Annotated in this window: 30 protein-coding genes and 1 CRISPR repeat array; of the genes, 14 read left to right on the top strand and 16 right to left on the bottom strand. The window is 39.5% G+C overall.

The annotated features are described in order from the left end of the window. Nucleotides 1–604: 604 nt before the first annotated feature. The gene (locus tag AB0756_RS39620) at nt 605–937 is read right to left on the bottom strand and encodes a hypothetical protein (RefSeq protein ID WP_137986172.1); all 333 of its coding nucleotides are present in this window, start codon (nt 935–937) and stop codon (nt 605–607) included. 283 nt (nt 938–1220) lie between these two features. Here AB0756_RS39620 and AB0756_RS39615 point away from each other — a divergent pair, with 283 nt between their 5' ends. Next, nucleotides 1221–1781, top strand: coding sequence for an O-methyltransferase (locus AB0756_RS39615; RefSeq protein ID WP_038124551.1), 561 nt, complete (start codon nt 1221–1223; stop codon nt 1779–1781). 503 nt (nt 1782–2284) lie between these two features. Here the strand turns inward: AB0756_RS39615 and AB0756_RS39610 are convergent. Beyond that, nucleotides 2285–2596, bottom strand: coding sequence for a hypothetical protein (locus tag AB0756_RS39610; RefSeq protein WP_050045397.1), 312 nt, complete (start codon nt 2594–2596; stop codon nt 2285–2287). Nucleotides 2597–2902: 306 nt separating this feature from the next. Between AB0756_RS39610 and AB0756_RS39605 the strand changes: the two genes are divergently transcribed. From AB0756_RS39605 to AB0756_RS39590, 4 genes are all read left to right on the top strand, one after another. Next, nucleotides 2903–3301 carry a helix-turn-helix domain-containing protein gene (locus AB0756_RS39605; RefSeq protein ID WP_038092057.1) on the top strand — a complete coding sequence of 133 codons (399 nt, stop codon included), beginning with the start codon at nt 2903–2905 and terminating at the stop codon, nt 3299–3301. After that, nucleotides 3253–3849, top strand: a complete 597-nt coding sequence (locus tag AB0756_RS39600) for an IS630 family transposase (RefSeq protein WP_202048575.1) — start codon at nt 3253–3255, stop codon at nt 3847–3849. Before AB0756_RS39605 ends, AB0756_RS39600 begins: the two co-directional genes overlap by 49 nt. A gap of 486 nt (nt 3850–4335) precedes the next feature. Next, complete coding sequence (locus AB0756_RS39595; RefSeq protein WP_038092051.1) at nt 4336–4683, top strand: hypothetical protein; 348 nt, start codon at nt 4336–4338, stop codon at nt 4681–4683. Between the two features lie 96 nt (nt 4684–4779). Then, nucleotides 4780–5199: a response regulator gene (locus AB0756_RS39590; RefSeq protein WP_038092048.1), complete on the top strand. Its 420-nt coding sequence runs from the start codon at nt 4780–4782 to the stop codon at nt 5197–5199. A gap of 167 nt (nt 5200–5366) precedes the next feature. Here AB0756_RS39590 and AB0756_RS39585 read toward each other — a convergent pair whose 3' ends face one another. Both AB0756_RS39585 and AB0756_RS39580 read right to left on the bottom strand, forming a co-directional pair. Next, nucleotides 5367–7478, bottom strand: a complete 2112-nt coding sequence (locus tag AB0756_RS39585; protein ID WP_408019804.1) for a protelomerase family protein — start codon at nt 7476–7478, stop codon at nt 5367–5369. Between the two features lie 185 nt (nt 7479–7663). Continuing rightward, nucleotides 7664–8383 carry a Rad50 family protein gene (locus tag AB0756_RS39580; protein ID WP_137986431.1) on the bottom strand — a complete coding sequence of 240 codons (720 nt, stop codon included), beginning with the start codon at nt 8381–8383 and terminating at the stop codon, nt 7664–7666. Between the two features lie 140 nt (nt 8384–8523). Between AB0756_RS39580 and AB0756_RS39575 the strand changes: the two genes are divergently transcribed. Continuing rightward, the gene (locus AB0756_RS39575; protein WP_038091913.1) at nt 8524–8703 is read left to right on the top strand and encodes a hypothetical protein; all 180 of its coding nucleotides are present in this window, start codon (nt 8524–8526) and stop codon (nt 8701–8703) included. Nucleotides 8704–8928: 225 nt separating this feature from the next. On the opposite strand, the gene AB0756_RS39570 is transcribed toward AB0756_RS39575, so the two are convergent. Next, nucleotides 8929–9174: a hypothetical protein gene (locus AB0756_RS39570; RefSeq protein WP_038091916.1), complete on the bottom strand. Its 246-nt coding sequence runs from the start codon at nt 9172–9174 to the stop codon at nt 8929–8931. Between the two features lie 376 nt (nt 9175–9550). Between AB0756_RS39570 and AB0756_RS39565 the strand changes: the two genes are divergently transcribed. Beyond that, the gene (locus AB0756_RS39565) at nt 9551–9763 is read left to right on the top strand and encodes a hypothetical protein (RefSeq protein ID WP_038091918.1); all 213 of its coding nucleotides are present in this window, start codon (nt 9551–9553) and stop codon (nt 9761–9763) included. On the opposite strand, the gene AB0756_RS39560 is transcribed toward AB0756_RS39565, so the two are convergent. Then, nucleotides 9764–10195, bottom strand: coding sequence for a response regulator (locus tag AB0756_RS39560; protein ID WP_408104055.1), 432 nt, complete (start codon nt 10193–10195; stop codon nt 9764–9766). 288 nt (nt 10196–10483) lie between these two features. On the opposite strand from AB0756_RS39560, the gene AB0756_RS39555 reads away from it, so the two are divergent. Continuing rightward, nucleotides 10484–11086 (top strand): nucleotide-binding protein, encoded by a 603-nt coding sequence (locus AB0756_RS39555; RefSeq protein ID WP_038091922.1) that lies wholly within the window; start codon nt 10484–10486, stop codon nt 11084–11086. Further along, nucleotides 11083–11313, top strand: a complete 231-nt coding sequence (locus AB0756_RS39550; RefSeq protein ID WP_038091924.1) for a hypothetical protein — start codon at nt 11083–11085, stop codon at nt 11311–11313. The genes AB0756_RS39555 and AB0756_RS39550 overlap by 4 nt, the downstream gene beginning before the upstream one ends. A 64-nt stretch (nt 11314–11377) precedes the next feature. On the opposite strand, the gene AB0756_RS39545 is transcribed toward AB0756_RS39550, so the two are convergent. Next, nucleotides 11378–13726 carry an effector-associated domain EAD1-containing protein gene (locus tag AB0756_RS39545; RefSeq protein WP_038091926.1) on the bottom strand — a complete coding sequence of 783 codons (2349 nt, stop codon included), beginning with the start codon at nt 13724–13726 and terminating at the stop codon, nt 11378–11380. A 622-nt stretch (nt 13727–14348) separates the two neighbouring features. Beyond that, nucleotides 14349–14826: a CRISPR direct-repeat array (repeat unit 37 nt; unit sequence GTTTCATTTAACTAACACCCCGTAAGGGGATTGAAAC). Nucleotides 14827–15851: 1025 nt separating this feature from the next. After that, nucleotides 15852–16130, bottom strand: a complete 279-nt coding sequence (locus AB0756_RS39540) for a site-specific integrase (RefSeq protein ID WP_038091932.1) — start codon at nt 16128–16130, stop codon at nt 15852–15854. Nucleotides 16131–16467: 337 nt separating this feature from the next. Here AB0756_RS39540 and AB0756_RS39535 point away from each other — a divergent pair, with 337 nt between their 5' ends. Together AB0756_RS39535 and AB0756_RS39530 are read left to right on the top strand one after the other, a co-directional pair. Next, the gene (locus AB0756_RS39535) at nt 16468–16746 is read left to right on the top strand and encodes a hypothetical protein (RefSeq protein ID WP_038091935.1); all 279 of its coding nucleotides are present in this window, start codon (nt 16468–16470) and stop codon (nt 16744–16746) included. A gap of 103 nt (nt 16747–16849) precedes the next feature. Then, complete coding sequence (locus AB0756_RS39530) at nt 16850–17116, top strand: hypothetical protein (RefSeq protein ID WP_038091938.1); 267 nt, start codon at nt 16850–16852, stop codon at nt 17114–17116. A gap of 152 nt (nt 17117–17268) precedes the next feature. Here AB0756_RS39530 and AB0756_RS39525 read toward each other — a convergent pair whose 3' ends face one another. From AB0756_RS39525 to AB0756_RS39495, 7 genes are all read right to left on the bottom strand, one after another. Beyond that, nucleotides 17269–17544, bottom strand: a complete 276-nt coding sequence (locus tag AB0756_RS39525; RefSeq protein WP_038091940.1) for a hypothetical protein — start codon at nt 17542–17544, stop codon at nt 17269–17271. Next, nucleotides 17544–18602 (bottom strand): hypothetical protein, encoded by a 1059-nt coding sequence (locus tag AB0756_RS39520; RefSeq protein ID WP_038091942.1) that lies wholly within the window; start codon nt 18600–18602, stop codon nt 17544–17546. The genes AB0756_RS39525 and AB0756_RS39520 overlap by 1 nt, the downstream gene beginning before the upstream one ends. 106 nt (nt 18603–18708) lie before the next feature. Next, complete coding sequence (locus tag AB0756_RS39515; protein WP_408019803.1) at nt 18709–18915, bottom strand: hypothetical protein; 207 nt, start codon at nt 18913–18915, stop codon at nt 18709–18711. Between the two features lie 233 nt (nt 18916–19148). After that, on the bottom strand, nt 19149–21440 hold the full coding sequence (locus AB0756_RS39510) for a hypothetical protein (protein WP_038091957.1): 2292 nt from the start codon (nt 21438–21440) through the stop codon (nt 19149–19151). Between the two features lie 67 nt (nt 21441–21507). Next, the gene (locus AB0756_RS39505; protein ID WP_038091960.1) at nt 21508–22350 is read right to left on the bottom strand and encodes a hypothetical protein; all 843 of its coding nucleotides are present in this window, start codon (nt 22348–22350) and stop codon (nt 21508–21510) included. 82 nt (nt 22351–22432) lie between these two features. Continuing rightward, nucleotides 22433–22882 carry a hypothetical protein gene (locus AB0756_RS39500; RefSeq protein ID WP_038091963.1) on the bottom strand — a complete coding sequence of 150 codons (450 nt, stop codon included), beginning with the start codon at nt 22880–22882 and terminating at the stop codon, nt 22433–22435. A gap of 16 nt (nt 22883–22898) precedes the next feature. Continuing rightward, the gene (locus tag AB0756_RS39495; RefSeq protein ID WP_408019802.1) at nt 22899–23021 is read right to left on the bottom strand and encodes a hypothetical protein; all 123 of its coding nucleotides are present in this window, start codon (nt 23019–23021) and stop codon (nt 22899–22901) included. 15 nt (nt 23022–23036) lie between these two features. Between AB0756_RS39495 and AB0756_RS39490 the strand changes: the two genes are divergently transcribed. Beyond that, nucleotides 23037–23204: a hypothetical protein gene (locus tag AB0756_RS39490; protein WP_153021611.1), complete on the top strand. Its 168-nt coding sequence runs from the start codon at nt 23037–23039 to the stop codon at nt 23202–23204. 59 nt (nt 23205–23263) lie between these two features. On the opposite strand, the gene AB0756_RS39485 is transcribed toward AB0756_RS39490, so the two are convergent. Next, entirely contained in the window at nt 23264–23434 is a 171-nt protein-coding gene (locus AB0756_RS39485; RefSeq protein ID WP_153021612.1) for a hypothetical protein, read from the bottom strand. 122 nt (nt 23435–23556) lie between these two features. On the opposite strand from AB0756_RS39485, the gene AB0756_RS39480 reads away from it, so the two are divergent. Both AB0756_RS39480 and AB0756_RS39475 read left to right on the top strand, forming a co-directional pair. Continuing rightward, nucleotides 23557–23733, top strand: a complete 177-nt coding sequence (locus tag AB0756_RS39480; RefSeq protein ID WP_082051665.1) for a ribbon-helix-helix domain-containing protein — start codon at nt 23557–23559, stop codon at nt 23731–23733. After that, entirely contained in the window at nt 23726–23998 is a 273-nt protein-coding gene (locus AB0756_RS39475; RefSeq protein WP_038091967.1) for a hypothetical protein, read from the top strand. The genes AB0756_RS39480 and AB0756_RS39475 overlap by 8 nt, the downstream gene beginning before the upstream one ends. Nucleotides 23999–24017 lie beyond the last annotated feature (19 nt).

The raw sequence follows: 24017 nt of genomic DNA, 5'->3' as shown, positions 1-24017 counted from the left end.
GTTTTACAGTCATAATCTTGTACTCTAAAATCCTTGCAAGCGTATAACTTTGTACTTTGTACGTAGAAAGTTGGCATATATGCGTATAAAGTGTACAAAGTCGCCTACATCTGCATCAAAATGCGTACAATGTAAGGACAAAGTGGTCATGTTTGCGTACAAAGTCCGTACAAGGTTGATATATCTGCGTACAAAGTCTGAAGTAAATCGTACAAAGTACTTAAGTGCGTACAATGTATTTAAGTTTGTACAAAGTACAAAGTACAAAGTAGAAAGTAGAAAGTACAAAGTAGAAAGTACAAAGTAGAAAGTACAAAGTAGAAAGTACAAAGTAGAAAGTACAAAGTAGAAAGTTGACCATTTCCCCAATGCGATCGCGAAGCGCAACGAAGTTATCGCACCCAAACCCAAACCCAAACATCCGAGATTCATCGCGTCCACCGTCCACTTCTCCTTATGAGTATTTTTGCTTATAAACTAGTCAAAACTTGTCAATCATTTAGAAAAACTAACATTACGTACTCTAAGCACTTGCCCGTCATTCCCACAGAACTAGTAAGCATAAATACTCACTCCAATTTCGCCGCAAGCCTCCGATACAGTTTCAGTCGTGAAGCAAAGCCGATCGCGAAGCGCAAGCTGTACCCAGATTATCGCATTCCCTGAAAGCGGCTGAGTATTTATGCTTAGCACCAACTTGCCGCACGATTTTAGCGCGATCGCCTTTGGCGCAAGCGTAGCTTATCGCACTACGATTTTCAGATTGAGTTTTAAATAGTCCAGTTAAATTTATTTCTAGGAATAAAAAAAATAGCCCTTCCCGAAAAATGTCAATCAACTGACAGTTGGAGGCAAAAAACCGCTTATAGATCTTAGGGGTTGAGAATTCTCCTTCAGTCCATGCCTCCAACCCTCCCATGTTTATGATTTGCTGCAAGCCTGGGCTAGCTACAGGTTTGGGTAGGCTTTGATTGCTAGCCAGAACGGGCTGGAAACGACTTTAAATCGCCAAATGTACAAAAAAAAACTACTGCTAAACCCCTCTATCGTCCTTACAGGGCATTCTAGCGGGGTATCGTAAGTATTAGGTATTTATTGAGTTTTTGGGTGTAGGGAGTATGGGCTGTAGGATGTGGGGTTGCAGTGCGATCGCTCCTTGGGGTTGTTGGAGTGCTTTATCAAGCTATGCTGCATGAAGTGTTGGTGCTAAAGGAGTAATAATGACAAGTCTATCATTAGTGCAACAGGCTGAATCCTTGGCAGCACAATTTGAGTTTACCCAATCTTCACTCCCGGAAGTCGGTCGCTTGTTGTATGTCCTCACCAGTCACATCAGGCAGGGTCAAATTGCTGAGATTGGGAGTGGATGCGGGGTTGGTGCTGCGTGGATTGTCAGCGCATTACACCCAGATAGTACATTCATAACTATTGAAAGCGATCGCCAGCTTGCCAAACTTGTGCAACAGCTATTTGCAGGTAAGTCTAACGTTCACGCACTTCAAGGCGACTGGCGCGATTTACTCACCTATGCTCCATTTGATTTGTTATTTGCCGATGGGGGAAAGGCAAAAGTCACAGAACCCCAGACATTGATAACTGCTCTCAAGCCGGGAGGCTTGATTTTACTAGACGATCTTACACCTGAAGAATACTGGCCTTCACAATGGCAGGGGCGCACAGATCCAATAAGGGAATTTTGGCTCAAAGATCCTCATATTGCTGCCACAGAAATCCGTGTGACCGCAAAAAATTCAGTGATTCTAGCAACACGTACTCAATGAATAGCACATGACAGTGGTTTTAAGAGAAAAGTATGTTCATCGACACACTTCGCCAAATCGCCCAAACCCTATATTTTCAGTTAAGGTGTGTCGATTGCGGACTGGGTAAGGATTTGGGGTATGTGTTTTACTCAATTTTTGACAGGATGTACAATGTTTTTGAGAGGTGTGTCGATTTGCAGTCTGAAATCCTTACTAGGTAAGGGCTCCTACACGAACTTCCCACCGATTGGGTCAATTCGGAATAATTGGAAACGTTCATTCTTGTGTTGTGAAAGAATAAACATTACCGGGCCTCCCACCGATTGGGTCAATTCGGAATAATTGGAAACTCTCCTGCTTCCGTGAGCGCTGATAGCAAATCCCACAAACCCTACCAATTGGGTCAAATCGGATTAGAAAGACTGCACGAATTTGTGCAGTCTTTTTGGTTTAAGGGCGATCGCATTCTTGTAAACTACCTATGCATGAATGCAGGAGCTTGCACGGCGTGGATAATTTGGTCAAAAATTTTTTGTAGTGAATAACAAAGTCTTGTCTTGTTGGCTATCAAAATTAAAATATAGCTCAAGCCGAGGTGTCCCGGAACCATCAACTTTTTCGTAAGCTACAATAATATATCGTTGTGCTTTTACAAACCTCACATCACTCGGATACGTGACATTGTCAATATCTACAATTAACTGTTTACCGAAGTTTAGAACCAATACGTATTGTATCTGGGACGCAATAGCTATCACGCTTGAGTTGTTAGGAGTCAAAAACTTAGCTTTATAATAGATATCTTGATTAACCATTTTTGCACTCGTCACCATTATTTTGGTTACCAACATTCTAGAAGTTACGTTTTGACAGAAAAAAACTACCCTTGGGTAGAAGTCAATGCAAGTTCTGCTACCAGTGCCGCTTTTGTTGTAATGTTCGCACTTAGGGTCATAAGCCACTTCATTTACTGAGTATATATACTCATACAAAAGCACCCACGACTATCCCGGTTGTGAGTTGGGGGAGTGGGATTAGTGGGTGGTTTCAATTCAATCAAACTAGTATTGCTATTTTACAGCAGTTTCCGATGTTATGAGGTACAGTTAGTATTAATAAAATCAAAAGATAATACTGTCATGAAAGCATATTCAGTAGATATTCGAGAAAAAATAGTGGCAGCGCATATTGAGGAAAAAATCTCGATTCGTCAAGTAGCACTCAGATTTGCAGTGAGCAAAAGTTTAGTACAAAAGCTAGTAAAGCAACAAAAAAGTCATGGTAATTTACAACCATTAAAACCGGGTAAGCCACGATTTAGTCATCTGACAAATGCGGAATTAGAGTTAAGAGAACTAGTGTCAGAGAATCCGGATGCAACAATAGTGGAATTCTGTGAATTATTTGCGGCAAAGACAGGTAATTGGGTGAGTCAGACGGCAATGTGTCGTTCTTTACAAAAATTAGGATTAAATCGCAAAAAAAAACATTGCGGAGTAGCCAAGCAGCAACTCCAAGAGTTCAAAAACTCAGAGTAGAATATTGGGAAAAAGTCAAGGAGATAGAGCCAGAAAACTTGGTATTTTTAGATGAAACAGGGGTAATACTGGGTTTAGCAAGAACGCATGCACGTTCACAAAAGGGAACAAGAGTATATGAAATGAAGCCATTTTACCGGGGAGCAAAAGTTACGGTGATTGGAGCAATAAGTCTTAAAAAAGTTGTGGCATTAATGACAATAAATAACTCAATGGATAGCCTAGCTTTTGAAGGATTTATTGAGAAGTTCTTATTGCCTCAATTATGGCCGGGAGCAGTAGTAGTTATGGATAATTTACCGGCACATAAACTAGCATCAATCGAACCAATGATTGAATCTGTAGGTGCAAAAGTCTTGTGTTTATCTCCATATTCTCCTGATTTTAATCCCATTGAATTATGGTGGTCACAACTTAAATCTTTTTTACGTACTTTTTCTCCAACTACAACCGAAATGGTTGATAAAGTTATCTCTGTTGCTCTCGACTTGATGAATCCTCAACATTTAAAAAATTGGTTCACTAAGTGCTGTTATTGTACCTCATAACATCGGAATTTGCTGTATCTGAGAGGGAAGTGTTTCTGATGTCATGTCGATTGAAACCAAAACGGATAGTACTGCCTCATTTTGGCTTCTATCTCATCCCATAACTACCCTTGTCTACAGATGCTTGAGTTGTGGTGTGCAAAACCCCTCCATCGTTCTTAAATTGCTTTATAGCAGGGTCTGGTAGGTATTGGTATTTTTTTGGTTTTTGGATGTATGGGTGTGGGGACGTGGTGCGATCTCTGTAAAGGGCGCAAGCGACGAGATCGCGTTCACCATTGCCTAATGCCTAGTCCCTAATCCCACCTAATCCCACGGACTGATTATAACTATAGAGAGAATCAGTATAGTCATCTATTCACTATAGAGAAAAAAAAATAGATTTATCTATAAAAAGTATTAGACTTGTAACTGTGTTCCTCGTCACAGTGAAACTTAATAGCTCGCCGAATGTTGAAAAGAAAATGTCTTGAGTGAGTAAAACTAATGATTTCTAACTCAGAAAAACGTAGTCAAGAATTAATAGAAATAATTGAACAGCAATTGCAAAAAATAGATGAATTGCTTAAGATCTCTGAAAATGACTTGAGTATTGAACTATCAACAGGGAATTTAAAACTAAGTGAGTCTCAAGTTAATTTAGACAATGATTTAGCAGCAATAGCTGTCAATAACATAAGTGAGGAGAGAGAAAACGATTTAGAAGTTTTACGTACTAGTGTTGCATCCAAGGGTGCTGAAGCTAAAGCTATTTTTACTCAGAATCAAGCGACATTTGCTTCAATGATGGCATACTGTAAGGGGAACTCTGGGCGGTCAATTCCCGGTCTTTAGTCATAAAACGCGCCTTGGATGCGGCTAGTATTTTAGCTGAGCAAACCAAAACTGACCCCATGCCTCTTGCCCAACACTTTATTTTAAGAAGTCTTTGTGTGTACTTATAGTACTATTTTGTTAGTAGAAAGTTTTCCTGAGAATTTAGCTTTGTTTCAAGATGCTTTTCGCAAAGCTCAACTCAAAATTTCATTAAAAACACTGACAGATAGTCAATCTGCAATAGATTATCTTAGTGGTATAGGTGAGTATTCTAATAGAGAATTACACCCTTTACCTTCACTTATAATCTTTCAATTGGATATAGTAAAAGTATCGGGTTTTCAATTATTAGATTGGTGGCAAAGACAGTCCAATCTTCAAAAGTTACCAGTTGTTGTTTTTACCCAATCTATTAAACAGGAAGATTATCAACGAGCTTATGAATTAGGAGCTAATTCTTGTTTAATTAACCCTACTAATTCCGAGGAATTAGCTGGATTGCTAAAAAATATTTACGACCTCTGGATAAAATAGAATCAAAAACCTTCTGTGAATCCAGATAACTAAACTATCTGGGGTTATATTTTGTGCCAATTGGCAGTATATAAAAGCTACTTTTATTAAAATTAGCTAACCCCAGACAACTCATGTTATCCAGGGTTAGCAGCAGCAAGTTTTTTAATGACTGATAGTAAGGTTGCTTAATCTTTAATTTCAATTACTTCATTATTTTCATTCAGCCTATAAACCGCTATAACTTTACTTCCATCCTTAGTGGTCACTGTCCAACCGGGATTTTGTTTGAGAGCGTGTTCAATGTCCATTCGTGAAGCTTCTCTAGCATTTAAAGTAATGGTTTGGCTTTTGATTTTTGGGCTAACAGTTGCTTGTACTGGAGTTGCGTTAGTGGATTGAGTACCTTCTAGCTTGATGAACTGTGTAACGCTACCACGTCCTTTATTGTGGTGATATCCCAAACCTTTCTCTAAGTTGTAATCTGTGACCTGCAATCTACCTTCAGGTGATTCTAAATAGTTTTTTAGGATGGACGATCGGCATCCAGTCAACTCAGTCAAAACTTTAGTGTTGATAGCCCACATAGTCTCTGTACTGTACTGCCGTTCGTTATAAGCTTTTACAGCCTGTACAGCCCTACGGATTTTTTCATTACCACTGTAAGGAGTAGTTGAGCCATACAGTTTATCGTTACTGACTTGACTTAAATCTTTTTCGATTACTGGTTTTTGTGGTTGTTCAATAGTAGGCACTTCAATAGTGGGTACTTCAACAATGGGAACTTCAGCAGTAGGAACTTCAATAGTAGGAACTTCAATAGTAGGAACTTCAGTAGTAGATTCTTCAGCAGTGACTATTTCAGCAGTGGTGACTTCAACAGTAGGTACTGCAACCAATTGTTGGATTATTTTTTCAATCGTTTTGTCTTGCAGCATTTTTTCAATAACTTTTTCAACAGGAACTTCAATCATTTTCTCAACTACCTTTTCAACTGGGACTTCAACTCTTTTCTCAACAATCTTCTCAACGGGAACTTCAACTCTTTTCTCAACAATTTTTTCAACTGGTTTGTCTACCATTGTTACAACCTCTTTAACTAACTTTCCTTCTTCAAACTGCTTACCTATTTGAGCCAACCGTATTAATTCTTCAATTCTGCTTACTTGATCGGGGAATGCTAAGAACTCTTGATTGTCAATTAACTCTTTAGCAGCTTTAGTGAGTCTTAACCGTGGCTGTACAATGGTTTGAGTCGGTTCACCGGGTTTTTCACTCAGGCGATCCAACCAAGCACCCTGAACAACTGGTTTACCATCTTTATTAGCAACATAGTAATCTTCATAGTTTGCGGCTTCACCATCTCCCTTGTGTCCGAGGTTATCTTTGACGAATGAACCGAATGATTGGGTATGGGAACCGAACAAATAGAATGCGATCGCTGCATGAGCCGATCTGAGTTTGTGACTTGAGATTTGGTCTACACCATGTGGAGGTTGCAATAGTTCCCCAAACAATTCTCTTACCTTACGGTTGACTGTTGAATTCTTACGGCTGTCAACTTCAGTCAGCAAACAATTCTTAATTTCCTTGTTTTCAACCTGTCTACGTAGCTTTAAGAGTGCGTCTACGACTTTCCAAGACTCAATGAGGGTGTACTTGGGATACTCTAGCCTATCTTCATCCTTGGTTTTGATTTGTCCCTTAAACTGGACTTGGAATTGGTTAATTTGTTGGATTTCAGCAGTCAGCAGCACTTCTCCGATCCGAGCACCCATAGCGAATTCAATGCCTGTTGCTAGTTCTTTCCAGTTAGAAGACAAGCAAGCTTTTTCAATCGCCTCTTGGATTTCGGACACATTGTTAATGGGTGTCAAGTTCCGTCGTTGTTGTTGCTTTTTAGTCTCACCCTTAGTCTTAACTGCACTTAAGAAATCGCGTCCATAGTTCATGTACAGTAGGGCTTTGTGGTCTCGGATAACACTACCGTCTTTACCTTTATGCTCGAAACTGTTGTGATCGTTTAGTTCTACTGACTCTTGCCATGATTTAATAGCTTTCCTTACACCTGATAAATAGCTGACTGCTGAACTTTTCCAGCTATCAGAACCTTCAGGACTATCAGTTTTTTCCTGACACATAGAGCTAAATTCATCCAGTTTAGGTTTGCAATAACCCTCAATAGCATCATTTGAAGTACTTTCAAGACCCGTCAGGAATTCCATAGACCATTCCTTAACCCAGGCTGTACGGACTTGCCGAACGAATTTACTATATTTATCAGGTTTGTTTGTTGGCATAATTTTGTCATCCTCATTTAACTTTATACGCCTATAATAACTATAACTTTGTACACCGTCAATAGAAATGTACAAAGTTAATTTAAAGAGTTAACGGGTATTGTGTACTGGATATTGGATATTGGGTATTGGGTATTGGGTATTGCTGATTGGGGTGGGGGAGAACAACTCCCCCCAGCTATTACCTAACCCTTTAAGAATTGCGCGATTTCAGATTGGGTGATACCAATGTCGGTTAAGGCTTTTTCCATATGTGGACGTTTACGGCGATTGATATCAATACCCATAGAGGATGCCAATCGCTTAATTTGCACCCAAGTCAAGCCTGAAAAATCAAGTTCGGGTTGGCTTTCGCCTTCCTCCCCGACTTTCTCTTGCAAGCGTTCTTCGGGGTCTTGGCAGTCGTCTTCCTCAACAACTACAGCTGTGGTTTCAAGGGTGGTGTTTTCAGTTTCAACTACCGGATTAGCTTTGTAATAGCTGTCGATGTCTTCATCAATTTCCGTCCAGCTATCGGATGGTGCTGGTGTGGTAACTTCGGGCTGTGGATCGGTGTCAACACTTGCATTAAGAACAGCAATAGGTGCTTGACCAAAGAAACCATTGATTAAAGACTGATATGCTGGCAACTCGTCAGGACACTCTTGACGGATGGATGCTACGGCTTCTTGCATTAACTTAGCAGCAGATTCCATCTGTGACTCAACGCTACCCAAGCGTTGTAAGTAAGACTGGATTTGACGTTGCTGCTCTTGAAGAGCTTCAATTTGAGCTTGGATAGCTTGATATTGGTCTTGTTGGCTGGCGATAAGTTGAGATAGCAACATGATTTGAGATTCCTTAAATTCTGTAGTGAAGCGAACGTGAGAGACTTGAAGTGACTCGAAGCGGTATTTGTCTCTCATGCACTTAATATAACACGTTAACGTGATTATACAAGAATTAAGTAGATAAAAGTTTTCAATGATACTTGCATTCACCTATCAGATTTATCTATATGTAATCACGTTAACGTGTTATTATAGAGTTAAACAGAGACTACACCATGACCCATAAATATCAAAACACAGGATTAGGCACTACAGACCATCAGAGACCGATCGCTGCAAAGTTTCCGCCACATATAGATGCAATCTTACGGTCTATCCCCAACCGTAGTGATTATGTGAGAAAAGCAGTAATTAAGCAATTGATAGAGGACGGTCTATTACCAAACGACCAGTAAACGCGATCGCATGAAGGCGCAAGCTGTATCCAGCTTATCGCCCTGCCGCGCAAGCCTCCCCCGGCTTATCGCACTTCCATAAGCCTGATTTCCTTGTGGATCGGGCTGAAAATATATTTATATAGAATACAAATTATCAAAATAACCGCTTAACACATAGGCTGGGCGGTTACAGTATATTTATTGTTTTTAAAGGGATTTATTTGATCGTATCTCGTAAACGTACTAAATTTGCTTGTATTTTGCAAAAAACGGATTTAAATGCTTGTTCTGCTGATGTTTTGCTAACCATTGAGAGCAAACTTCATTAACCAGTTCTATTTCTTCAGGGGTGAAGTCTTCATCGGATTTTCCTGAAGCTAGAATTTTTGCGGCTATTGCTGCTTTATTGTACTCAACGCCTCGTTTGAACAATTCTGCGTAATATATGTTCTCCTTATCTTCAAGAGTTGCATGAAACCTTCTTTCCATTAACTAAACCATCCTAGGGAACTACAAAGTTATTACTACTAGAATGTGTAAATGTCTATAGTGATTACAGCTACCAAAAGATAGACCAACATTTCATCCTTAAGTTAGATGTTTTTTTAACACTATTACTTTAGGTAGAGATAAAGAGCATGATTAGAAAAATTTGTTCGGGCATTTAGCCTTCTAATAATTCTTTAATAAATCATCGGTGTGTTTTTAATACCATCAATTTTTTACATTGATATCAATCTAAAGATAGATTTAAACCATTCATATTAAGGAGACAATAGACTGCTTTGTAAATCCCAAAGTAGAAGTACACAAGATCTATAGTTTTTGTCTACTTTTACACTGGCATATATTTAAGGTTGGTTTGATGGCTAAGAAAGAGGATATTCTCAGGGCTGAAATTGATAATTTAGCTGCTGAAATCATGTGGCTAAGAGCAGAAGTTGTTGAATTGAGAGCAGAAATTGTTTCCCTTAAGGCTGGAATAGATGACAGGATACAAAGCGCTATCTTACGTGCTCAAAGTGACATTATGAAGGCACAAGCACCGAAACAAGAATCTTCAGAATCTGACTCATAATCATTGGTACATAAGTTTTTTGACTTTTGCTATTAAATCATCAGGGTCAATAGGTTTTATTAAACATACGTTAAATCCGGATGCTAAAGCTAAATCACAATCATCTTTTGTAGCTAAAGCAGTTATAGCAATTGCAGGAATCATGCTGAGGGTAGTGTTAAGGTTTCTAATTTTACGAATAAATGAATAGCCATTAACTTGAGGCATAACTATGTCGCTAATTAAAATATTTGGTTGACATTCCTTTATTATCTCTAAAGCTTCTATGGCTGATGATACTGTTGTTACTTGAATACCGTAGAGCGCAAGAATAAAAGCAATTAATATACCGTTATCAACATCATCATCTACTACAAGTGCTCGTAATCCATCTAAAGCTTGAGAATTATTTTCTACGTCATTAGGATGACAATCATAAGTATGATTTATCATAGTAATAGTATCTCCCTTAAGATAGTCTGATACTTCTTCCTATAGGTAGATGATATTCGCATTTTTCTTAAAGTGCAGCATTTGTGTACAGACTTTAGTAAGTGACTTTGAGGAAGTTGTGAGGTGTGTAGGAATTAGCCTAATATCGTGTGTAGTACGACGCTATCCCTTGGTGTGCGGTTGTTTTAGCGCGATGTCGTCTAATTCTTTATTTATTGACATTCCCCACCACTGCTAGTAACCTTTAATCACCCATATTTCTGGTAAACCATATTTCTGGTAAACCATATGGATAAGAAAATCGTAACTATCACTGGGTACAAAGGCGGTGTCGGGAAATCCACTACTGCAATACATTTGGCGACTTTCTTTAGCGAAAAGGGTAAAACTGTTCTTGTAGACGGAGACCAGAACAGAACAACTTTGGCATGGTCTAAACGTGGCTCATTTCCCTTTCCCACAGTAGATGAACGCCAAGCCCTTAAGGTAGTCGCTGATGCTTTCTTTGTGGTCATCGACACCCCGGCACGTCCTGATTCCGATGACCTTAAGGAACTGTCGAAGGGCTGTGACCTGCTGATACTACCCACAAAGCCCGACATCGTAAGTCTTGAGCCAATGCTTGAAATGGTCAAAGACTTGGGCGATACCAACTACCGATGCTTGCTAACTATTGTTGCTCCACACCCTAGTAAGGAAGGGGTGACATTACAGCAGGAGCTTATCAAAGGAGGCATCCCAGTTTTTAAGTCAATGATTCGGCGGACATCAGGATTTGAGAAAGCAGCAATGGAAGGTGTTCCTATCCGTGATGTCAAAGAATCCCGGTTACGAGTTGCTTGGAGAGATTACACAGCACTAGGTAAAGAAGTATTGGAGATTTTGAAATGAGCAAGTACGGAGACATCATTAAGAAAGCCAGACAACCAGAAAACCAGATAACCAGTGAACCAGAACATGAGGCAGAACAATTTGTCAACCTGTGTGTGAAAGTTCCCCTAACCCAACGTCGTTACTGGATGGCACGAGCTAAGGAGCAGGGTATTACTGTGACCTCTGTTATTGTGGAAGCGTTAAGCCAGAAATTTGGTTTACCAGAAAACCAGAAATCTGGTTAATCAGAAAATCAAAAGTAATATCAGAGAATTTATGCCCTCAGATGAGTAAACTCAGTCACTTTAGTTACGACCGTTTTTGGATTTCAGCATAGGAATTAGCAAAGTGTTGACGTAGCAGGTCATGCATGAAGCGATAGCTACCGCCTACTCGTTGCAAAAATAAACGATTGGTACAGTAGTCGAGAAATTCTGCATAGTTCCAAGGGATGTAGCCGTTAGACCAGAGAATTACGCGCAACACGAAATGTTTAATGGCTGGTGTCCCACTTCTGGTTATTCCAATAAGCATTCCCAAAAATAATCCTGACACGAAGCTACCTATTAAAAGGTTATTAAAACTCATTTCATTTTGTGTAATCTTTAGACTCATAAAGATGAGTAATGTAAAAGGTAAAGAAGTTGCCAACCAGAGAATTATAGTATTAATGACTGATTTGCGAATCCCTTGATTAGGAGTAGTCTTATTTTCAATTTCTAGTCCATTAATCCCAAAAATCAGCCCGGAAAACAGCCCAAAAATCAGCCCGGAAATTAGCCCAAAAGCCAGCCCAAAAATCAGCCCAAAAATTATTCCTACAATCAGTCCTGAAATCAGCCCAGTCAAAGATTCAATCAGAGAAAATTTTAAGGTTTCAGTTGTTTGAATTTTCTCTCCAATCACCCCATTTATCACCCCAAAAATTAGCCCAAAAATCAGCCCAAAAATCAGAGATGAAATCAGATCTGATTTTCTATCTAATTTCAGCGCATAAATCAGCGCATAAATCAGCCAAATCAGCCCATTTATCAGCCCGGAAATCAGCAGATTTATATTTGTTATCCTAAAAATTTTAAAACAATTAATTAGGTAAAGCTTTTCTATATGATTTTCTATTACCTCTCCCATTAACTCATAAATCAACCCAAAAATCAGTCCGGAAATCAGCCCAAAAATCACCCCGGAAATCAGCAGATTTATCAGCCTTGAAATCAGTAGATTTATTAGCCCAAAACTCACCCCATTTATTAGCCCAAAAATTAACCCATTTATTAGCCCAAAAATTAACCCATTTATTAGCCCAAAAATTAACCCATTTATTAGCCCTCCTGTCACTCCCCATATTATCAAACTATAAACCACTTTGTGATGTTTTTTTATCAACCAAGTTGGTTGCATTCTTTCAATTAAAAACTCAGTTGCACTTTCCTTAATTAACTGCTGTGCCAACCAACCTAACCAGCGTTTAGTATTTTCTGGTTTAGGTCGTTTCTCCTTATAAAGACGTTTTAGCATCTTCTCAATATAAGCATCAAATAGATAACTCAAACGCTCCTCAGACGACTGAAACTGCTGCCATGTTTGGATTGATATTTCTTGAAATGAAAGTACAAGAATATTTAATAAGAGAGGTGTCCTAGTTAATTGATTTAAATCTGCATCCTGACTAATACTATCCCATAACTGTAGGTTCTCTGTTCTTTGTAAATACTGATAAACCTGTTGAGAAGTAAAAGGGCATAATTCCAGGGAGTTATTTAGTTGGAGTAAAGCTTCATATCGTTGATATTCTTCTATCCGACTACAAACCACCACAGGATTACTCCAATTGCAGGGATGTAAAAACTCATTAATTTTTACGACACACTTTTCTTGACGTTCTACTGCTAACTCATCTAAACCATCAAAGAGAGGTATAATTTCTTGATTATCTACTAACTGTTTACCAATATCTTTTCTTACCCCGTATTTATCTTTAAGTTGGTCAACTAACCAATCTTTAATACTTTGATTGTCATTCTTCCAAGATGATAAAGAAAATAATACAGGTATAGGATTTGCAGAGTCATCTTTAGCCCGGTTAACTAACTCCTCAGCAAGTTTGAGAAGCATCGTAGTTTTTCCTACTCCAGGCTGACCTAAAATTAATAATCTTCCATCAATCTCCGGCTGGTCATAAACTGCTGTTATTTCCGTATTGGTTAAATGAACTTTCGGTTTTGAGCCTACCTTTATTTCACTTGACCAAGGCAATTCAATCTGCTCTGGATTTTTGTCTACATCTTGGACAATATAAATCCGATTATGTAAAGACTGCTCTAATCGTGAGATAACTTCAGTACTAACTTGCTTTAACAGTAGTTTTTGAACATTATCTCTAGAAGTGAATTCACTTCTAGATTTGCTAATAGCTTGTAGCTTAGGATTGCCAGGATTTGACCTACACGCTGCACTGATTAACTCAAGAGTCCATCCTTCTGTTTCTGCTCTTTTGATTAGATTAAAAACAATTTTTTCTAAATTTCCTTCACCTGTGATCGCTTCCAGATTCTTATCCAATTCAAACGACAACATTTGCTCTAATGATGATTTCGTCGGAAAAGCATCAACTAAAGCGGATTGTAGTTCCTTGCGCTGTCGTCCAGATAAGCCCATTTTCAAAATTTAGTGACAATTTACTGGAAATTACGGACTAATAGAAAAAATTTACATCATTCTACAGGACGCGTAAGATTAATTCCGGTAGCTTGTGTATTCTACTTCTCATGGCTTTAGTCAAATATCTTTTACAGTTTGTTACAAGCTAACGTGTGTAGTACGCTGCTATCCCTTGGTGTGCTGTTGTTTTAGCACGATGTCGTTTAACTCATATTTGCCCACTATCTAGAGATATCTTCCGCGTAAAAGTACGCTGGTTGATTGGTTATAAGTTGTACAGCCGTTCAAGACAATGTTAATTTCCATTAGCAGTAGTACATTTGTGTTGTAGTTAATGTGTTTTTCTTTGTCAGCGACTCAATTAAGTTTTTCAAATAAAACTTGACACTACAAATTACAACTTCTATGTTTTAAGTGGTTATTAACATTTTTGGCAAGTCTAAGCGGGTGCAAAAACCAACATCTGCTGCCAAAAGTTCAGAACCTTGACAATACAATAGTTTCAGCAAGTTGACTGAGTATTAACGGTAGATTCTTGACGGCTGAAATCGACTTTTAAAAGAGTCGTGCCAAAATGAAGCGTAGAACTCTTGTAATAAGGTTGTTTCCAAGTCCAAGGGTTTCATTTAACTAACACCCCGTAAGGGGATTGAAACTAACGTACTGTACGCTGTGAATGCACTCGTAAAGTTTCATTTAACTAACACCCCGTAAGGGGATTGAAACAAAACTTCTTGAGGCTTGCTAAAAAACGGATTTGGGTTTCATTTAACTAACACCCCGTAAGGGGATTGAAACTTTTGTCCTAGCACCAACTTTGCCTCACCTTCTACCCATGTTTCATTTAGCTAACACCCCGAAAGGGGATTGAAACATGGCAGAACTGAAGCGCTTCTCTGGATGCGATCGCAGTTTCATCTAACTAACACCCCGTAAGGGGATTGAAACCTAGTACTCACACCTGCGCCAACTAGCTCACGTGCAGTTTTATCTAACTAACACCCCGTAAGGGGATTGAAACATTTGATGACTGTGATCTAAAAATTCTTCTGTTTGCCATGTTTCATCTACCTAATACCCCGCAAGGGGATGGAAACAATACGAGCTTGAACATTCATGACTGTGTATAAATATACTTTACATTTCACTCGCCCCGCAAGGGGATGGAAACCATAAAGATCCTAGCAAAAAAGATGCTCCAATCCACCAAGACTTTCCACTTACCTCGCCCCGCAAGGGGATGGAAACTGAACAGAGCCAGACCTAACCCCTTGGGTGGCATCGAACTTTACATTTACCTCGCCCCGCAAGGGGATGGAAACACGAATCCTCCCGCGCCACGGGTAAATTGAATCATCTTTACACAACACTCGCCCCGCAAGGGGATGGAAACACTAAGATTTTGGGAAAATTTTTAACTTCAATCTCCTTTACAATTACCTCGCCCCGAAAGGGGATGGAAACTTTGCCCATGATTCTGGAAACTTGTAATAAGCACCAGTACTTTTCACTTACATCGCCCCGCAAGGGGATTACATAAAAACAACCCCCTAGAGAGTACTAAGCGGTTAATTGTGTAGTGAGTACCGCTACTGCGATCGCATTCTTGTAAACTACCTATGCATGAATGCAGGAGCTTGCACGGTGTGGATAATTTGGTCAAAAATTTTTTGTAGTGAATAACAAAGTATTGTTTTGTTGGCTATCAAAATTAAAATATAGCTCAAGCCGAGGTGTCCCGGAACCGTCAACTTTTTCGTAAGCTATAACAATATATCGTTGTGCTTTTACAAACCTCACATCACTCGGATACGTGACATTGTCAATATCTACAATTAACTGTTTACCGAAGTTTAGAACCAATACGTATTGTATCTGGGACGCAATAGCTATCACGCTTGAGTTGTTAGGAGTCAAAAACTTAGCTTTATAATAGATATCTTGATTAACCATTTTTGCACTCGTCACCATTATTTTGGTTACCAACATTCTAGAAGTTACGTTTTGACAGAAAAAAACTACCCTTGGGTAGAAGTCAATGCAAGTTCTGCTACCAGTGCCGCTTTTGTTGTAATGTTCGCACTTAGGGTCATAAGCCACTTCATTTACTGAGTATATATACTCATACAAAAGCACCCACGACTATCCCGGTTGTGAGTTGGGGGAGTGGGTTTCTTAGGATTAACTTTGGTCTTACCAGTCCTTTGGGTGTGTAGATGTCCTGAGTCAGCAAAGTACACGCTTCACGAATACGGCAAGCACTAAACAGACATACACCAAATAAAGTGCGATCTCTTAGCGCAACGAAGTTATCGCGGTCAAATACAAGCCCGTGGTTGAAAATTTGCTGTATCTCATCCTGTGTAAGCACTTTAGCCCTACCGTGCCGATTGACTTTCATCGCTCAACTGCTGTTTACCCTGTATCAACAGTCTACGGCTGATGTGAGTGGTAAACAAAAGAGATTAGATAACTGCGATCTTAACCTCTGTCCAAAGTATTAGTTTTAGAATGCAACTATCTCAGGATTGAAATGCTTATCTGCCTATGGATAGCTGTAATCACACTGAAAATTTACGCATTTTATTATTAATAACTGTCGCAGATACATTAAGTACAATTGTATTAAATACAACCAATGAAGATGTATCAATCCTTAACATTGCAGAAATTAATTTTTAGGAATTTTGATAACTATTATTGTTTAAAAGTAGACATTCCTTTTAAACAAAAAATCAATGAATATATACTCACAATTAATAGCTACTGTCAACTATCGAAATCATTATTTTTATATATATCACTACCCCGAACTTGTAGCTTTTAACTGGCTCGTAATTGTAAACGGGATAGCTGGCGGTTTTCTCAAGGTAGGAGTACATTGGGTATCTTGTCGTGAGGATGCAGAGCTATGGGGTAAGCGCTGTATTGATGCAATATACATGGGGAAACACTCTCAATTCCTGGAAGAATCTAAAAAAGCAGGGGGAATACCAAAACTCCGATTTAGCGAATAAACGGTCAATATCACACAAAATCAGTGATTTTCATCAACAATCCTCTTTCCATACTGTATATATTTGATGCATATAAGAAAAAAATTTTTCCCTTGAAGTTCTAATGACAATTAAACAGAAATTTATTTCCCAAGAATTTATAATTGCCAAAATCCCAAACGATAGACAATTAATTTTGGCTGAATTAATACCTTTTAGTGTTGCACTTGAAAAAATATCTATTCTAAATAGGGTACTGCCAAGACAGAAGGTATGGATTGTCAAAGTTTCCGATTCCAGTCAAAAATTTTATCCAAAAATTCCAATTCAAACACTGGTGTATGACGCGGAAACTGGAGAACTTATTTGTTGGGAAGGGCATTTTTATTAATAACAAAAGGGATTTCAGATAGATTCGCTTCCATTAATAAGAAAACTCACACCTATACAGTTAGTAGGCGTGAAGTAGATACACCAATCATTTTTCTTACTATAACTGGATATAAGCACTTAGCAAAGCGTTTCTGGTTTCAGGTCTCATATTTACAATTCAATTCCTCCATCAAAATCATCTGGTTCATCAACATCGATCACAGTTGTTTCTATAAGCGGTTTTTGTTCACTCAGGCTCACTTGGCTTACTGGTTCTATAGTGGTCACTGGCTCTACTGTGGTTACTGGTTGTTTACCGTCTAAATACCTTGTGTAAAAGTTGATGGCATCTTCTATAAACTTCGTTACCGGGATATCTAACGCTTGTGACCACTGCTCGATTTTTGGTTGCTGATACTTTTTAATCCTGATTTTGTCTATAGCCATTACATAACCTCGCTGACCAATCCTTTAAGGTTGTCGAATGCACCGTTATCTGAGATTAAAAAACCTTTTTTCTTGAATGCAGCACTCAGTAAAGGGAGTTTAGATCCACCACCGATTATCAGAATTTTGTCACCTGCGAGTTTATATTGCTCTAACTGCTTAGTAACCTCACGTAGTTTGCAATCAATGAAATCTTTCAACTCTAGTTCATACACGGGATAAAAATTCAAATCAGATTCACCGTAGTAAAGCGCTGCTATCTTGTCCCCTGTCTCCGATTTCTTGAACTTAACCCCAGTTTCGATACTCCTGTTGATTACATCTTTACTGGGTGGTTGCTTGATGAGTGCTTTCAGGTCAGAATTAGCAGCAATTTTCTCAATCAGGTATTCAGCACCAAAGTCTTTAACGACTGGCTCACCAACAAGTTCCGAGTTAAAGAAACGAGTGATTGACGTGTTGCCACCGCCAATGTCACAGATAGTTACCGCACCATCAAGGTTTTGACTTTTCAATGCTGCTATACCTTCTGGGTACACTGCATTGATTTTGATTTGTACCAATACGGGTACGCCAGCAAGCTCAACTTTGTGTGTACCTTCATTTTTCCTGATAACTGGCTCATGACGCTTGACATCATTGCAGGTCACAGTCACTTCAAAAGCCATCTCTGAATTAACTTGTGGTAAGTGAGCCAATGTACCGAGAAAGTATTGCAGCCATAGAGATGACTTGCCCGTGTAATCATCGACCAATCTAATCAGGTCACTGCTACCACTTCTCGCTGCTTGTGTCCCAACCATCCAGCAAGTGTTTTTCAAATCTTCGCGATCGCCATCAATATATTTAACATGACCGGGAATCTTATCTGATGTATTATTCAAACACCGAGCATACCAGCTTGGTTCTCTCAGATAGTCATACCCTTCTACATATGCTTTAATCCAATGGTTGCCCAGGTCAATAACCGACTTAAAATATTTTTTGATTTTAGAGGGTGTTTTTGAGGCAGTTTTTGAACGGGTACTTTTGGGTACTCTAGCAGTTTTTTCAGTCATTTCTAATTCTCCCTATTGATTACACTGTAAAGGTTACAAACTTTTATTGCTGCTAAGATAACACAGACAAGATGATTTTGTACCCTATTGGGTACATTTTTAAGAATTAATCAGAATGTTTGAGAAGCTGTTCTAGTTTCATCTGTATGTCATCATCAGCTTTATCCCGGAAATATAATTTCAAGCATTGTCCGTTATTAAACCAATTTTTTGTAAAGTGACCAGACCGATCGGGGTCAAAGCAATGCCATTCAATGGCGACAATACTATCAATGTTAATTGCGTACTTGTCGTTGCTAATAAACTGAGACATAGTTTCTCCTAACATCAATTTCTGGGAAAATTGAGAAAAGTCCGTAAAAGTCCGTTCCCCCACTCTAGGGAAAGTTCCGTCTGTCCGTCCGTAGCCACAACCTTTATATAGCAAGCATTCTAGAAACTAGGTTCCGTGAGGTTCTGTAAGGTTCTCTTTAGGAATTCTGTAAATTCCGTAAATAAAAAAGCTTACGCACTTGCTACAAAATGCTAATTCCTGTTAGTAAACTGCTATTGTTTCTTCCAAGTCTTACCACAATCTAAGCATTTATGAAATTCCTTACCCTTAGACCCTACTCTTTCTGAACCGCACTTGGGACAGGTCAAAGTTTTGATATTCGTTCCTGTCTCATCTGAATTTTTAACCTCATTTTCCACCTCTTTTAAAATAGTAGAAATTACAGTATTAACCTGATTGTTGCTTGATTGCATCACTTCCCAGTAGTCGTAGCTGTCAAAGTCTGGCAACTGGATAAACTTGGGTAGACCAGTTAAAGGCACTGCTAACGCGAAACGATAGGCAGCCGGATCGGTGAAGATGTCCAAGCCTAGTTCTTCGTTACGGCGATCGCAGTACTCTTGAATCTTGCGGTACTGTTCAAGCAATCGGGTCTTATCCTCACTGGTTATCGTCTTAGCTTTATCGAGCCATACTCCAGCATTAGCCCCAATATGAAGTTGTACTGCGTTATTCCAATCACTCCAACTCATACCGGGTATAGTGTTAGCATCGGCAGCCTGACCGATGTAAATCGCTCCTATGTTTTGATGAGATGCTTGCTTCAGCGAGTATGTGACCTTATCTCTAAAGTAGTAGTAACCATTAGTATCCCTCTCTTGAGCGATGGTGCTATCAACTTCATCGAATATATAAAGAATAAACGGATGATTGTTTGAGGGTGATTTGGTGCGCTCGTCCAACTGTTCACACAGTTCACCCATTCCTTTTACATTGTCCTCATGATTCGTGCCAGCTTTAGGCATATCCCAGTAATCTTTTTTCGATCCATGCTGTGGGTCATATAACCGAATTTCACCCTGACCCTTCCGACTTTTCATAATTGCCAGTGCCAGGTTTTTAGCTGTGGGAGATTTGCCCCCGGTGCTACCTGCCGTGATTCTTATTCGTTCCCAGTTCTTAACGTAGCTTTCAAACCGATCTACAGGAATCCAAATTTTATCTATGTCACCCTTAGCTTGCTCTTTCTTAACTGGCTTGCGTAAGGTCACTTCGAGCGATACGGTTGAATGCTGGTAGTTAAAGGTGAACTTGGGAAATGTACCTTGTAGGGCATTCGTAAACGCTGCTAATTGCTCTAAGGTATTGTGAGGTAATAATTCACTTTCTGTGAGACCTGGATTACGACGTGTTGCGAACAATATCGTATACCCTGTCTCATTTTCTTGCCAATTGATAACATCAAGCTTATAGCCGTAGTTCTCATGGTAATAGTTGGCAATCCGATTAGCAGCTAAGGCATAATCGCTTGTTCCAATTGCTAACAGTGGCTTTTGCAGTTCTTTGTTTTCGTGGAGCAAAGTTTCAACTTCATTGGTTAGGTCATCAATCACTAAATTCCGTTTTTCAAGTAAATCCAGTAATTGAGAATGAATTGAGTTGTTATTTAACAGCAGTGCCTCATACTTCTCTGTGATTTGTGCGTCTACATCCGACACACCCTCTTTAAATCTCTCGATAGCAACTGGTTTTGGTATTGAGTTATCCAGTGATTCTTTTAAAGATTTGTTCTCACCCTTAATCTCTCTGACTTTGACATCCTTCCACCGGGTTTTGGCATTTAGAAACTTATTGTCAAAAGTGAAAATGAATCCAAGAACCTCTTTGAAATCTTTAAAATCAGTCTTTCTGACTTCATCCATTGCATCGTACAATTCAAGCTTTAACTCTTGTATGTCACTCAGTCGTTTATCAATACTTCTCTTTAACTCATCTGGTACATCCGAGTTAGTGTAAGCTTTCTCAAGTGCTTTTTGGATGGCTGTAATATCGTCATACCGTGCTGAAAAGAAATTAATAGTGTATGTTCTGCAATCAGTCAGGAAGTCTTCTACTCGCGTGTCTCTCAGGCTAACAATACCCTCAAGTTCTTTAATTCTCAAGTCTTTCTCAGCAACTAGATGAAAGTATTCCTTAGCTTTCTCGTTAAGTTTGTCTTTAAGATTGCTGATTTGTTCCGTGTACTTATCACCCTGAGATTCTAGAACGTTGATACTGCTTTTCAAGTTATCAATGACTACTTTTAAATCAGTTAATTCTCGGTTTTTAGCTGTTTCTATTCGGTTTATACGTTCACTCGTTTCATTCTCTAAACTTTGGTGTTTAGTACCGTAAGCAATTCCCAATCCAGCACATACTAAGGCTGAAGTACTACCACCAACACCAATAGTTATTGCTATGCTTTTCTGCCAACCTTGCGGTAAATTCCAGGCTTGAATACCACCAACAACACCGAGTAAGGCACTACCAACAAATACGCCATAATAGATATGATTGAATTTCATGTTACAACCTTTTTTACAAATGAGAGGGGAATTTCACCCCTCTTGTTTTCTTAATTAGTTGAGAACTTTAGAATCCTGCTGCAAATTTAGCCACAGCCTCTTGCTTGATTTTTTCTTTTTCATACTGGACGTTTTGAATTTCGTATTTCTGTTTCTCAACTTGTTCACGCAACATCTCAACCTTTAACTCTTCTTGCTCTCGGATAAGTTCAGTTTGGTTTTGAGTGCCTGTAGTGCGGATACGTTGCTGTGTCAATAGTTCCGAATCAAGCTCAAGCTTGCTCAGTTCGGTGTCACGTCCTACGAGGGCACGTTGGTATTGAACAGCTTTTTTCTCATTGCTAATGCCTGCCGTCTTACCGTCAATCAGTAATCCAATAAGCTTTTGTTGCTCAAGGTCAAGTGTTGCCAGGTCTTGTTTAAGCTTGGTGTTATTGATAGCAACACCAACATAATTTCGCTGTCTGGCAATGATTATATTTCGCTTGATGGCTTCACCAGAATCTAGCTGAGGTACAGATTCATCAATGTTGGCATCTGCTTTAGAGAGAATGGCAGCAGTGTCAACAGTACCATTACTTAGGCTCGAAGGATTGAAATCAATTGACCCGTTAACTGTGGCTGTAACTTTGTTTGCTACACCCTTAACAACTTCACCAACCGCACCAACCACAGGTGCAACGACTTGTCCTGCCTGTTGGAGTTTTTCAGCCAAGCTAGCACGAGCGTTAAAGTCAGCAGTAGCAACTTCCGGGTCACTGGTGGGTAATACATCTGGTGTTTCTGGTATCTCTGGGGTAACTTCAACCTTTTCACCAGTAACACGCTTACTACCAGTTAGAGCGCCTTTCTTGCCACGGTTGGGTTTATCAAGGTTTGCGCCTGTAACGGTTCCTTTCTTGGATGGCATAATTAAAAAATCCTTATTTGACGTGCTTAATGAGGGTGTAGAGTACGGGTTAAGGTTGCCTGCCTGCTTCCCGTACTCCAATCTAATCTTTGAAAAATTGATCAACCTGACTAGGGATGACACGGGCATTACTGCAAAATTGAGAGCGAGAGTTACCACAAGTAAATGAGCCAAGGTAGCTAATCATCACAACTGCGATCGCTAAAAAAAATGTGGTGTTGGTGAAAACTTCTAACTGCACTGGGAAAGTGTAAGAGTGCTTGAGGCGTTCAAACTTCCTTGCTTCTTCAGCGTGTTTGATTTCCTCTAAGGTCTGGATAGTTTGAGTCAGGTTGATGATTTTTTGCTGATTGGGGTTAGACAGTCGAACTTCACAATACAAATCACGTTTCAGCGTTCGGAGTTTTTCGTCATCACTAATCAACCCCAGTGAGATCGACTCTTCATGCCAATCATGGTTACGCTTAATAATCGCGTCTATTTTGTTCACAAATCCAATGACAGCATTCTCAAAATGTTCTCCAAAGCTCATAGATAGCTCCTATTGGTTAATTGAGTTGCACTGTTCGCGCTTGCTGTCGCCTCGGTGCTTGCCCTGTTGCGAGTACAGGCATGGGAAAAAAGGTAACTGCAATCATGGCAACTACCAAAAATCGGTGATCAAATCGCATGGATTCTCTAACTAGATGGATTGGGTTTCAGGAGTAGACCGTAATAATTTCTCAGGCTGTACGGTCACTCTATTAATCTCCCTAATCGATTCACAGTTGTTTTTACGTGCCAGTACACGAAAAATGATTGGCTTGATTTCTGGGGTCATTATGCTGCTAGTGGTTGTTGACGTTGTTCCTTAAGGTATGCCATCGCTTTGTTATAGGCTTCTTGTCCTCTCTTAGCTGGGATATTGTAGTCATTACTGAACCCTCATCTGGTTGGGAACTTGGGTTTCAAATACCAGCTTCTCTAAATAGCTCGCGATCGCATGGGTACTCGCATCGGCAGGCAGTGAGTACATTTGTTTGATTTTTTCCACGGCAGGATAACTCAGGCTCAGCCTGAGCGACTTGTAGTTGGTTTTTTGCATATTTTGTAACTGGCTGAATGCTTGTTGGCGGTTTTTGGTTTATAGTGCTATGGTAGTCACAGGTAAACACAGGTGTCAACCCCTAGAGACAAAAATGTACACAAGAGGTGATAATTAGACAGATGAATACACATGAGGCAATGCCCAGCACCAAACCAAGAGTTGTGATTTACTTAGACAAAGAAACCCTAGAGAAATTGAAATCTTGGGCAGCAGAAGAACGTAGGACTGTCAATAACCTAGTGAAAATTTTCATAGAGAACGCTTTAGCTGACAAATCAAAAGGAAAAAATGACTAACACCCCAGAGCCAACCAATGCAAGACTTGACCGTATAGAAGCAGTTCTTGCTGACATGGCAGAAGTAGTTATCAGCAACGCTGATACCACAAACAGGCACGATGCAGCATTAACCCGAATTGAAGATGCGATCATAGGACTGATTAGCACTACTGAACGAATAGCTAATGAAGCCGCAACAGATCGCCAGATCTTCCAGACTGAAATCCAACGAATTTGGGATTATTTGTTGCGGCAATCCGGCAACGGGCGGAGCAATCCGTAGTTAAGAAGCGCATGAGTAA

The organism is Tolypothrix campylonemoides VB511288_2, from assembly GCF_045999855.1.
GTDB classification, from domain to species: Bacteria; Cyanobacteriota; Cyanobacteriia; order Cyanobacteriales; family Nostocaceae; genus Scytonema; species Scytonema bouteillei_A.
This window is presented reverse-complemented; position numbering and strand designations above follow the sequence as displayed.

What these genes read in the sequence shown, in the direction of transcription:
- AB0756_RS39615 (WP_038124551.1), top strand. Translation starts at nt 1,221, where the DNA reads ATGACAAGTCTATCATTAGTGCAACAGGCTGAATCCTTGGCAGCACAA.
- AB0756_RS39565 (WP_038091918.1), top strand. Translation starts at nt 9,551, where the DNA reads ATGGCTAAGAAAGAGGATATTCTCAGGGCTGAAATTGATAATTTAGCT.
- AB0756_RS39475 (WP_038091967.1), top strand. Translation starts at nt 23,726, where the DNA reads ATGACTAACACCCCAGAGCCAACCAATGCAAGACTTGACCGTATAGAA.
- AB0756_RS39480 (WP_082051665.1), top strand. Translation starts at nt 23,557, where the DNA reads ATGAATACACATGAGGCAATGCCCAGCACCAAACCAAGAGTTGTGATT.
- AB0756_RS39490 (WP_153021611.1), top strand. Translation starts at nt 23,037, where the DNA reads ATGGATTGGGTTTCAGGAGTAGACCGTAATAATTTCTCAGGCTGTACG.
- AB0756_RS39585 (WP_408019804.1), bottom strand. Translation starts at nt 7,478, where the DNA reads ATGCCAACAAACAAACCTGATAAATATAGTAAATTCGTTCGGCAAGTC.
- AB0756_RS39540 (WP_038091932.1), bottom strand. Translation starts at nt 16,130, where the DNA reads ATGAAAGTCAATCGGCACGGTAGGGCTAAAGTGCTTACACAGGATGAG.
- AB0756_RS39495 (WP_408019802.1), bottom strand. Translation starts at nt 23,021, where the DNA reads ATGCGATTTGATCACCGATTTTTGGTAGTTGCCATGATTGCAGTTACC.
- AB0756_RS39575 (WP_038091913.1), top strand. Translation starts at nt 8,524, where the DNA reads ATGACCCATAAATATCAAAACACAGGATTAGGCACTACAGACCATCAG.
- AB0756_RS39530 (WP_038091938.1), top strand. Translation starts at nt 16,850, where the DNA reads ATGACAATTAAACAGAAATTTATTTCCCAAGAATTTATAATTGCCAAA.
- AB0756_RS39520 (WP_038091942.1), bottom strand. Translation starts at nt 18,602, where the DNA reads ATGACTGAAAAAACTGCTAGAGTACCCAAAAGTACCCGTTCAAAAACT.
- AB0756_RS39555 (WP_038091922.1), top strand. Translation starts at nt 10,484, where the DNA reads ATGGATAAGAAAATCGTAACTATCACTGGGTACAAAGGCGGTGTCGGG.
- AB0756_RS39515 (WP_408019803.1), bottom strand. Translation starts at nt 18,915, where the DNA reads ATGTCTCAGTTTATTAGCAACGACAAGTACGCAATTAACATTGATAGT.
- AB0756_RS39545 (WP_038091926.1), bottom strand. Translation starts at nt 13,726, where the DNA reads ATGGGCTTATCTGGACGACAGCGCAAGGAACTACAATCCGCTTTAGTT.
- AB0756_RS39535 (WP_038091935.1), top strand. Translation starts at nt 16,468, where the DNA reads ATGAATATATACTCACAATTAATAGCTACTGTCAACTATCGAAATCAT.
- AB0756_RS39510 (WP_038091957.1), bottom strand. Translation starts at nt 21,440, where the DNA reads ATGAAATTCAATCATATCTATTATGGCGTATTTGTTGGTAGTGCCTTA.
- AB0756_RS39500 (WP_038091963.1), bottom strand. Translation starts at nt 22,882, where the DNA reads ATGAGCTTTGGAGAACATTTTGAGAATGCTGTCATTGGATTTGTGAAC.
- AB0756_RS39550 (WP_038091924.1), top strand. Translation starts at nt 11,083, where the DNA reads ATGAGCAAGTACGGAGACATCATTAAGAAAGCCAGACAACCAGAAAAC.
- AB0756_RS39605 (WP_038092057.1), top strand. Translation starts at nt 2,903, where the DNA reads ATGAAAGCATATTCAGTAGATATTCGAGAAAAAATAGTGGCAGCGCAT.
- AB0756_RS39485 (WP_153021612.1), bottom strand. Translation starts at nt 23,434, where the DNA reads ATGCAAAAAACCAACTACAAGTCGCTCAGGCTGAGCCTGAGTTATCCT.
- AB0756_RS39610 (WP_050045397.1), bottom strand. Translation starts at nt 2,596, where the DNA reads ATGGTGACGAGTGCAAAAATGGTTAATCAAGATATCTATTATAAAGCT.
- AB0756_RS39570 (WP_038091916.1), bottom strand. Translation starts at nt 9,174, where the DNA reads ATGGAAAGAAGGTTTCATGCAACTCTTGAAGATAAGGAGAACATATAT.
- AB0756_RS39595 (WP_038092051.1), top strand. Translation starts at nt 4,336, where the DNA reads ATGATTTCTAACTCAGAAAAACGTAGTCAAGAATTAATAGAAATAATT.
- AB0756_RS39580 (WP_137986431.1), bottom strand. Translation starts at nt 8,383, where the DNA reads ATGAGAGACAAATACCGCTTCGAGTCACTTCAAGTCTCTCACGTTCGC.
- AB0756_RS39505 (WP_038091960.1), bottom strand. Translation starts at nt 22,350, where the DNA reads ATGCCATCCAAGAAAGGAACCGTTACAGGCGCAAACCTTGATAAACCC.
- AB0756_RS39560 (WP_408104055.1), bottom strand. Translation starts at nt 10,195, where the DNA reads ATGATAAATCATACTTATGATTGTCATCCTAATGACGTAGAAAATAAT.
- AB0756_RS39525 (WP_038091940.1), bottom strand. Translation starts at nt 17,544, where the DNA reads ATGGCTATAGACAAAATCAGGATTAAAAAGTATCAGCAACCAAAAATC.